Below are 9,574 nucleotides of genomic sequence, written 5' to 3'. Positions count from 1 at the left end.
CCACGGACCTATGGCTCAGATGTCTCCGGTTTCCTTGAGTAGATATCTTGCGACACCTCTTTCGCAAAACGCTGGCCCTTCGCCAGTCTTCGTCCTAACGCTTCGACGAAAGCCTCGTATCTTTCTTTTGCTTTCGCTTGGGCTGCAGCCTGCGCCTCTCCGGGGAGTGGCGGCGTCGCGGTGAGCCAGGCGCGGATAAAGAGCGCCTGCGCTTCATTGCCGATTGACACATCTCGCTCGAGACGCTCGATCGCGCGCGCCATTTTATCGAGGCGTCGCGTGATTGCCGCCTCACGCTGATCGGCGGCGTCTGGTGATAGAAAAGAGGCGAGGGCCGCCTCGACGATGGTCGATTTCGAGAGACCTCGGCGTGCGGCGAGTTCGTCGAGGCGCTTGAGGAGCGCAGCGTCGAAATAGCAATTCAGTCGACCCTTCATCCTTTGTCCTCAGAGCTGCAAGCCATCGTCGGGATCGAGAGAAGCTTGGCGCGCGACCGAGCGCATCCGATCACCAAACATCTTCGAGTTAACGGCGTGGGTGTCTGGCTGGTCATCATCGGCAAAGGCGAATTCCTTTGGGCACGCAGGAATCTCCTGCGTGATCGCCTCATGTTCCGGCAGCATGGGTTCGCGGCGTACCCCGCTATTTGCGTCCTCCGCCTCTTCATAGCGCGGCTCGAAGACTTGGGGATCGGCCAATTTTCGTGCGGCATCCGTGACGGTGGCTGGCCAATTTCGGTCCGGGCGATCGTCGTCGACGGTCCGGTGCGTCGATTTCGGCGGGGCGAGTATTCTCTCGTTGAAGCGTTTGTCTTCGTAATAGCGCGCCTTGCGGGCGCGGATTGGTGGCCCGCCGGAGACGAGAATGAGTTCTTCGTCTTGCGGGAGCTGCATCACTTCGCCGGGCGTCAGCAGCGGGCGCGCCGTTTCCTGACGTGAAACCATCAGATGACCGAGCCAGGGTGACAGGCGATGGCCGGCATAGTTCTTCATGGCGCGCATCTCTGTCGCGGTGCCGAGCGCGTCGGAAACCCGTTTGGCCGTGCGTTCGTCGTTCGTGGCGAAGGCGACGCGGACATGGCAATTGTCGAGAATGGCGTTGTTAGCGCCATAGGCTTTTTCGATTTGATTGAGCGACTGGGCGATGAGAAACGCTTTGAGCCCGTAGCCAGCCATGAAGGCGAGCGCGGACTCGAAGAAATCGAGCCGGCCGAGCGCCGGGAACTCGTCGAGCATAAGCAGAAGGCGCTGATTCGATTTTCGGTCGAGGTCTTCGGTGAACCGACGTCCAATCTGGTTGAGGATTAGCCTGACCAGTGGCTTGGTCCGGCTGATGTCGGAGGGAGGCACGACGAGATAGAGGGTCGTCGGGCCTTGGTCGGAAACGAGATCATCGATCCGCCAGTCGCAGTGCGACGTGACCTTGGCGACGACGGGATCGCGATAAAGGCCAAGGAAGGACATGGCGGTCGAAAGGACGCCGGAGCGTTCGTTCTCGCTCTTGTTCAGAAGTTCGCGGGCAGTGGACGCGATGACGGGATGAGGGCGGTCGCCGAGATGCCTCGTCGTCATCATGGCGCTGAGCGTATTTTCGATCGACCGCTCCGGATCAGAGAGAAAATTAGCGACGCCGGAGAGCGTCTTGTCTTCTTCGGCATAGAGCACATGCAAGATCGCGCCGACGAGGAGGGAGTGGCTGGTCTTCTCCCAATGGTTACGCCGCTCAAGCGCGCCTTCAGGGTCGACGAGAATGTCGGCGACGTTTTGAACGTCGCGCACTTCGGCGTCGCCACGCCTGACTTCGAGTAACGGGTTATAGGCGGCGCTGTCTGCATTCGTTGGATCGAAGAGTAGCGCGCGACCGAAGAGGGCGCGCCAACCGGATGTCAGGGACCAATTCTCACCCTTGATGTCGTGAACGATCGCCGAGCCGGACCAGGCGAGCAATGTCGGCACGACGAGACCGACGCCCTTGCCCGAACGGGTCGGGGCGAAACAGAGCACATGTTCCGGCCCATCATGCCGCAAATAGGCGTTGCCGAATGCTCCGAGCACGACGCCATCGGGACTGAGCAAGCCGGCGATGCGGATATCGGCTTCGTTCGCCCAGCGCGCGGAGCCATATGTGGTCGCATAGCGCGCTTCGCGGGCGCGATGGACAGAAAGACCGATCGCCGCGGCGATGGCGACGAATGTCGCGGAAATCGCGATACCCGCGCCTTCGAGAAAAATGTCCGGCGCATAGGCGTCGAACTGATACCACCACATGAAGAAGATGGGCGGCGGGTAGACGGGCTGATCGGGTCCTACGGAAAACCAAGGGGCGCCGAGTTCGGGCTGAAAGCCGAGACGCCACGCGGTCCACTGCGTCGCCGTCCAGACGCCGAGGAAGACGATCGACAGGACGACGACGATCAGACCCCAGAGAATTTTCGTCGCGTACATGGCGGAGACGATCGGCACAGCGGAAACGCGCCGGCAAGTAGGTTGTCGCTCGGATCGAAGAATATCGGGCGCTGTCGCGCAAAGACTGGCGAAGGCTGCGGAGCCTAAATCCCCAGCCCGCGCTTCCTGCCGAAACTCCAGTCGACGCCGCCTCCCGGCGACATGACGCCGGAAATGTGTTTGCCGAACTTCGTCTCGAGCGACGGCGACCAGGGGACGAGCTGGAAGCCGAGGCCGTCGTCGATCATGGCGAAACGTCCGGATGCGAGGGTCAGTCGTTGGCGATATGTCCCAGCGATATTCGCGCCTTCGGTTTTCGGACGGTAAGGCAGCCCCATTTCTCCAGCGAGCCTGGCGCCGATCGCATCGAGTTCCCGACGCCGCAGCGTCCCGAGAAGATCGCGCGCGAAGATCACGCGCTGACCTTGCCGATGCGCGAGGCCTATCGCGGAGAGATGATCGATCCGGGCTGAGAGCGCCTCGCGCACCTCCTGGCCGAAGCCCGAATGGGCGAGCGGTGTTTCCGAGCGATCAACCAAACGACGGTCGAGCCAGGTCGCGCCGTCAGCCTTGATCTGATTTTCGAGCGAGAGGTCCGAACGTACGGCGAGCGCGACGCGCTCGGCGCCGCTCGCGTCCTCAAAGCGCCTCAGTTCGACAATCGCGCCGGGCGCGCCGTCGCTGGTCGCCTCGATATTCGGAAAGCACAAATGGTGAGCGCGGCCGTCGATGCCGTCGATGATCGCGAAAGCTTTTTCGGACAGTTCGTCGGTGAGGCCGCGCGCGACGAGCCTCCCAATCAGTGGCGGACGATCCTTCTCGCCGTGAATCGCGAAATCGATTGTGCTTCGCTCGATCCGCGCTTCGGTCAGGGCGCGGTGCATGGTCTTGATGATGTCACCACGCAGGCCAAGATCGCGCAGTCGGCTCTCTGCGTCTTCCGCCAGCATCCATTGCGCCGGACCAATTGAGACAGCGAGACCAAGCCGCTCCAATCTCTGCAGACGGCCGATTTTGAGTCGCTCGATGTTTGGATCACTTTGCCGCGCGCCAGGGCGCAGGTCCACGATCCCGGTCTCATCGGCTCCGGCGGCGATCGTGCGGTCGAGCCGGGTCCAACGATCGGCGTCAACCTCTCGGGCGAGATCTTCGTGGATGCGCCGCTCCGGCTTCGGTCCCAATTCCAGACCGGCCAGGCGCTCCGCTCTCGCGCGCATCCCGTTCGAAATATAGTCGCGCGAGATCACGAGATCGGCGCCATCGTCCGCCTTGCCGCGAAGCAGGATGTGGATGTGCGGATTGTCCGTGTTCCAATGGTCAACGCCAACCCAGTCGAGTTTGGTCCCAAGATCGCGTTCGGCCTCGCGGAGAAGGTCGCGGGTGAAGGCCCGTATGTCTTCCATTTCGGTTGCGTCTTCCGGGCTGACGATGAACCGAAAATGATGCCGGTCATCCTTGCATCGGTCGACGAAGGCGCCATCGTCCACTGCATCGGAGCGGGCGTCGAACAGTCGCGCCTTCTGCTCGTCGCGAGCGACGCTTTCTCGACGCAAATAGGCGACATGGGTTGCGAGCGGCGCCGATCGGAAGTCTCGGCCCTTATGGCGGACAACACGCGCTTTGACGACGACGCGGCGCGCACTGGAAAAGAGCCCGCGCTCGGCGGCGACGGCGCGTCCCCGTCCGCGTCCGAAGGTCGAGCACTTCGCGTTACCGAGACGTCCGCGCGTTCCAACGCCGCCAGCTCGGTTCGCCGCCTTCAGAACCTGCGCGACAAAGCTCTTGGGCGAACGCCCGGGTCTGCTCTGGCGGATGCGTCCGGGACGGACGTGAAGATCGTCGCCGCTATCGCTCACGACGCCTTCGCCTTCGTGTTAGTGCCACCGAATTTGATGGCATGCCGAGAGATCGCTGTTGTGACGGCACGTCGCCCATCCGACCGGCACGCGCGAAACCCTTGCCCAGCAAGGGCTCGCGCGGCGGCAGTGCCGCGCCTTGTATCTTGCCCTAGGTCGGTCGCTTGTGCTCCCTCCGCCGCGCTCGCGCACAAAGGCGCGAGAGGCTGCGCAAACGTGCGATAGAGTTGGAAGGCGGTCATTGAGAGCGGCGAGCAACAAAAATGTCTGCCGGCGAACGCTGGACCGCGCGTAAACTTGCAGTCGAACGCCCATCCGAAAGCGAAATTCGTGTAAATATCTTGTCGTCGCTCTGCGCCGGAAAAAGAGGATGGGGGACGGCTTTCCCGCTTTTTGACTCTCCATTCATGGCGCCATCTTCAGTAATCTCGCTCGTAGAGTTCAGTGGAGTCAGAGCGACAAAGATGGGGGATTTGCTGATGCCCTGGAAGGCTGAGAATTCCGTCGCCGGAAGCCGTTTGAGACCGAATTTCAACGCAATTTCGGCGACGTAATCGATGGTCTCGGTCGGCAAGGGGCGTCCATGCAAATGATCTTCATAGCGTTGCGGGCCGGCATTAAAGGCGGCGAGAAAACCGTCTTCGCCGTAGCGCTCGAGCATCTCGGAGAGATAGGCTGCGCCCGCTAAGATGTTGTCGCGCGGGTTGAACGGATCGGGTCCAAGAGCATACTTGAGGCGCAACTCCTCGTATGTTGCTGGCATGATCTGCATCAGACCGATTGCGCCTTTGACGGAGAAGGCGCATGCGTCGCCAGAACTTTCAGCGCGCATGACGGCTCGAATCCATTGGGACGGGATATGGAAACGGCGCGACGCCTCGTCAGTCGCGCTGGCGACAACTTCCGCTGTTGTCTGAGGTGGACCAAGTGCGCATTTGGTGGTTTCGGCGGCATGCGCCTTCGAAGAGGAAGTGTCGGCAAATGCCGTCACATAGGCGAGCAGCGCCGCTGAAATCGCCAATGCGCGGCAACGTCTCCTGGAGAGCCTTCGAATTTCCTTTGGCGCCATTTGCGTCACTCCCACGTCCAAAGCGGGACTGCGCGTCCAATCAATTTTTCGGAAGGAATGGTTCCGAAGTATCGTCCGTCGAGCGACGAGGGTTCATCCCAGTTGAGGAGAAAGACCTGGCCCGAAGCCACCGAAAGGCAACCGCTCCAGGTGGGCAGCGGTCGCCCGACATGGTCGCGTTCCTGGGCCGCCGCCATGTCAATTCCGTCGACGGTCACGGCGCGCCCGTTACGGCAGATTCGCTGGCCGGGTAATGCAGCGATGCGCTTGATGAAAAGCGCGCCCTTGGCGAGATAGTGACGCTCGGCAAACCAGCCTTCGAGCGCTTCCGGCGGTCGCGCGACGACAAGATCGGTGACGGAGAGTTTGCCTCTAGGCTTCACGGAATAGAGACCTATTGGGACGCTGGCGGAAGCGTTCCAAACCACAAGCGGATCGTGTGTCGCCGCGAATGTTGATGCGACGGCGCAGCTTGCGAGCAATGTGAGAACGATGGGTCTGATCATTTGGAATTGACCCTCGCGCGCAGGAGCCAGGCTTTGTGGCGTTCTCGCGTATAGGGCCGCGGCGGTAGGCCTGCAGCCAGTCGATTGTGGATATGTCGCCAATGATCCGGGCAGATATGTTGTGGCGCAAAGCCCAATGACTCGACAGCATCGATGCCGCGCAGAACCCGCTGAACTCTGTCCCAACCTGCCGCTCGAAGAAGAATTTCGGCGCCGGGCTTGACGGCGGGGACAGTCGAATAGGGCTCAATCGATCTGCAGGCGCGCAGAATATCGACGCGCGAAACAAGCGTCCCATGGTCGTTCGACGCCCAGCGCACGAATGCGAAAATTGATCCCGGCGCGAAGTAAGCGATGCGTCGCCGACGGTCGAGCGTGCGTTCATTCACGGGCGCGCCGAAACGAATCCAGCGCTCGATCTTGCCTTTGAGAAAATAGAGCTCCACTTCGATAAGCGGGGTCATGGCGCGCCTCCGCAAGGCGCAGAACTTTCCGGGTTACTTGCGACGTATGGATCGACGAGGGAGCGAGTTCGCTCGATGCGCCGCTTTTGCGCAGGCGCGCGGTCTCGGAGCTTGGCCTTGGGACGCCGACAAATGACGATGAACGTGGATCGACGGCTCTGCCCGTCACCTCTTTCCGGCAAAGCTTTGCCGCGATCATCCACACGGTGGATTGCGGCGTGGCCCGTTAGAATGAATCCGAAGGATTCAATGTTAGCCGGGGTAATGACGGTTGGCCTGCCGGCGGCCGTGCTGCTGTGGGGATGATGCTTTCGTGAAGCGATTCGGCGCGCGAAAAGCGCGTCGACGATCGACGAAGGAGGCGAGCGATGGAATTCTATGCGGGTCTCGACGTGTCGCTGGAGGCGACGAGCGTCTGCGTGGTGAACGGCGAGGGAACGGTCTTGCGGGAGGCGAAGCTGCCGAGCGATTCGGACGCCATCGAATTGTTCCTTTCGGAATGGGGCGTGCGTCTGAAGCGCGTCGGGCTGGAGTCGTTTTCCTTCAGCGCCTGGCTGTTCGCCGCGCTCGATGAGAAGGGGCTGCCGGTGGTCTGCGTCGAGACGCGCCACGCGAAGGCGGCGATGAGCGCCATGCTGAACAAGACCGATCGCAACGACGCGCGCGGGCTGGCGCAGCTGATGCGCACCGGCTGGTTCCGCGCCGTGCATGTCAAGTCGCGCGAGGCGCAGGCGCTGCGCATGTTGCTCGCCGGGCGCAAGGCGATGCTCGGCCAGGCGATCGATTTGGAAAACATGATCCGCGGGCTGTTGCGGCCGTTCGGCTTGAAGGTCGGGCAGGTGTCGGTCGGCAAGTTCGAAGCGCGGGTGCGCGAACTCGTGGCGGACGCGCCGGCGCTCGAAGCGATCATCGCGCCGTTGCTCGACGCCCGCGCGGCGATGCGGCTGCAGTTTGCGAAGCTGCACCGACTGGCGCTCGCGGCGGCGCAGCGGGACGACGCCGTGCGGCGGATGATGACCACGCCGGGCGTCGGCGCGATCGTCGCGCTGACCTTCCGCGTCACCGTCGACGATCCGGCGCGTTTCAGGAAATCCGCCACTGTCGGGGCGCACTTCGGTCTGACGCCGCGACGCTATCAGTCGGGCGAAACCGATCGTTCCGGGCGCATCTCGAAATGCGGCGACGAGCTGACGCGCGCCATGCTCTATGAGGCGGCGATCGCCATTCTGACGCGCATCCGCCGCGCCTTCAAACTGCGGCTGTGGGGGCTGCGGCTGATGAAGAAGAAAGGGCTGAAGCGCGCGGCGACGGCCGTGGCGCGGGCGCTCGCCGTGCTGTTGCACAAGATCTGGGTCGACGGCGCGACATTCCGTTACGCCGCCGGCATGAAGCGCGGCCGGGGCCGCAGGATCGCTCAGTGCGCGTGACGCGCTGAGCGAGACGGTTCCTTCCTCTTTCCGCGTCACAGGGTTCCGCCAAGGCGGAGCGGCGTCTCTCGAGGAGACGGGGACATGGGCGAGATCGCAACTGTACTTGCCGGCGTCCGCAAGGGATGAACGCACGGCGCTTATTAGCCTGACCGCCCGGTCTTCAGATCCCGGAATGTGGCGGCCTTGTCGCCGACCACGAACGTTAGCGAGCTCTCCTCGCAGAGATTTGCGCCGCGCCAGAACGTGACGATGAGCGAAGGAAACGACCGCGAAGAGAAGCGTTGGAGTTGGATGTCGTAGCGTATGTTGTCGTGTGAAAGCGTACGAAATAGAATGGAAGGATCGATCTGCCGATGGCTGATCGACGGAAAGAGGCATTGTCTCCACAGGCTTTGACTCTAAAGAAAAAGTTAGAGTCATTACGTTAGTACAGTTAAGAGCGCCGTGAATGACGATACGACAAAACGTTAGCGACCATTTTGGTCCCCGATAGCACGAGGATTGGGTCCTTGATGGCACGATAGGGTCGGTCCCCGATAGCACGAGCGTTTTCACAGCTTGTCCACAGAGGGGAGGGACGGATCGAGGCGGCCGAAAGCGCGCCCGAACGGGTCGAGTGGAATCGGCGCGAAGACGAGACGCTCGCCGCCAAGCGGGCCGTGACGGATGGAGAGCTGGTAATTTGGAAGCGGCTGCCGACGGACGATATCGCGCAGGTCGAACGCAAAATGTTTGAGTGGCGACAGTGCGCCGGACTTCACGTGGAGATGTCGGAAATCGAAACTCCAGCCGCCACCCTGACGGCCGCCATGCTTGCGCACGAGGCGATAGAGCCAGCGCTCCAAGCCGCCCGTGAGCGCGAAATATTCCCGATCGATCGTCAGCACCAAAGCTTCGTTGAGAACGCCAGCGTAGAACCAATCCGGCAAGATCAATTCGACGCCGAGCGGCCGACCGTTAGCGTCGGCCATCTCCTTCCATTCGTTGATCCAGGAGAAGCGGTGGCGTCGCCGCTCCGCCGGCTGGCGGATCGATGTCGCGACGCTCGTCGATTGCAGCCGGTCGAGCGCCGCCTTTAGCCGTTGATAGTCTCGCGCGCTCGTCGCACGCCCGATAAAGGTCAAAATCTCAAAGGGGGTCGCCGCCATCAGGCGCGATGTTTTCAAGCCGTTGTCGCGCGCCTGGACGATCTGCGAGGCTGCCCAAATGAGCACGTCGGCGTCCCAAATAGTCGCCATGCCGTGCTCGACCGCCGCTTCGACCTTGATGACGATCTCTCCCATCCGGAAGTCGATCGGCGTCAGGCGTTTGGATTTGGCGAGGCTGAAAAAGGGGTAGGACATCAGGTCCTGAGCGTCGCGCGGCGCGAGATCGCCGGGGAGCGCGCGAAACAATTCGAGCTGCTCCCATTCGTCGCTGAGGAGGGGGCCTGATCGACGTGCCATGGCGCGAGTCCGAGAGCTCAACGGCGCGGCTGATTGGCGCGCAGAAGCACGTCGCTAGCGTGCCGACGTGCGGGCAAAATAGTCCCGACGCCGGGATCGGACGTTGAGGCTTTGGTTCCGCGTTCCACCCATGCCTGCAGGTCGTCGACGCGATAAACGACGCGGCCGCCGAGCTTGGAGTAGCGTGGGCCGGTACCATAAGTGCGGTGCTTTTCAAGCGTGCGGCCGGAGAGTGTGTTTCGGCGTGCAATTTTGACCCCCTAACTTGGGGGATCGGCGTCCAAAATTGACCCCCATCTGAACTGTTTGCAGGTCTGCCCGCTTTGGCATTGAGCGGGCGGTGGGGGATGCTTGTTGTGG

At 62.0% G+C, this 9,574-nt stretch carries 9 protein-coding genes; 1 reads left to right on the top strand and 8 read right to left on the bottom strand.

Annotated elements, in window-relative coordinates; genetic code table 11:
* Window positions 1-8: 8 nt before the first annotated feature.
* The 6 genes from AB7F41_RS16570 to AB7F41_RS16545 form a co-directional block, all read right to left on the bottom strand.
* Entirely contained in the window at window positions 9-437 is a 429-nt protein-coding gene (locus AB7F41_RS16570; RefSeq protein ID WP_428406704.1) for a ribbon-helix-helix protein, CopG family, read from the bottom strand.
* A gap of 9 nt (window positions 438-446) precedes the next feature.
* The gene (locus AB7F41_RS16565; RefSeq protein WP_428406703.1) at window positions 447-2,444 is read right to left on the bottom strand and encodes a conjugal transfer protein TraG; all 1,998 of its coding nucleotides are present in this window, start codon (window positions 2,442-2,444) and stop codon (window positions 447-449) included.
* Between the two features lie 104 nt (window positions 2,445-2,548).
* A complete protein-coding gene (locus AB7F41_RS16560; RefSeq protein WP_428406702.1) occupies window positions 2,549-4,300 on the bottom strand; it encodes a relaxase/mobilization nuclease domain-containing protein in 1,752 nt (583 codons plus the stop codon).
* Between the two features lie 238 nt (window positions 4,301-4,538).
* The gene (locus tag AB7F41_RS16555) at window positions 4,539-5,369 is read right to left on the bottom strand and encodes a lytic transglycosylase domain-containing protein (protein WP_428406701.1); all 831 of its coding nucleotides are present in this window, start codon (window positions 5,367-5,369) and stop codon (window positions 4,539-4,541) included.
* A gap of 5 nt (window positions 5,370-5,374) precedes the next feature.
* On the bottom strand, window positions 5,375-5,875 hold the full coding sequence (locus tag AB7F41_RS16550) for a S26 family signal peptidase (protein WP_428386003.1): 501 nt from the start codon (window positions 5,873-5,875) through the stop codon (window positions 5,375-5,377).
* Window positions 5,872-6,339: a DUF2840 domain-containing protein gene (locus tag AB7F41_RS16545; RefSeq protein ID WP_428386005.1), complete on the bottom strand. Its 468-nt coding sequence runs from the start codon at window positions 6,337-6,339 to the stop codon at window positions 5,872-5,874. Before AB7F41_RS16545 ends, AB7F41_RS16550 begins: the two co-directional genes overlap by 4 nt.
* Before the next feature lie 368 nt (window positions 6,340-6,707).
* On the opposite strand from AB7F41_RS16545, the gene AB7F41_RS16540 reads away from it, so the two are divergent.
* Window positions 6,708-7,766: an IS110 family transposase gene (locus tag AB7F41_RS16540; protein ID WP_428386007.1), complete on the top strand. Its 1,059-nt coding sequence runs from the start codon at window positions 6,708-6,710 to the stop codon at window positions 7,764-7,766.
* A 554-nt stretch (window positions 7,767-8,320) separates the two neighbouring features.
* Here AB7F41_RS16540 and AB7F41_RS16535 read toward each other — a convergent pair.
* Both AB7F41_RS16535 and AB7F41_RS16530 read right to left on the bottom strand, forming a co-directional pair.
* Window positions 8,321-9,214, bottom strand: a complete 894-nt coding sequence (locus AB7F41_RS16535; protein ID WP_428386008.1) for a replication initiator protein A — start codon at window positions 9,212-9,214, stop codon at window positions 8,321-8,323.
* 17 nt (window positions 9,215-9,231) lie between these two features.
* Window positions 9,232-9,465, bottom strand: a complete 234-nt coding sequence (locus AB7F41_RS16530) for a helix-turn-helix transcriptional regulator (RefSeq protein WP_428386009.1) — start codon at window positions 9,463-9,465, stop codon at window positions 9,232-9,234.
* Between the last annotated feature and the right edge of the window lie 109 nt (window positions 9,466-9,574).

It is taken from the genome of Methylocystis sp., assembly GCF_050251305.1.
Lineage (GTDB): Bacteria > Pseudomonadota > Alphaproteobacteria > Rhizobiales > Beijerinckiaceae > Methylocystis.
The sequence above is the reverse complement of the archived record's forward strand: the minus strand, read 5'-3'. Positions and strand labels throughout refer to the sequence as shown.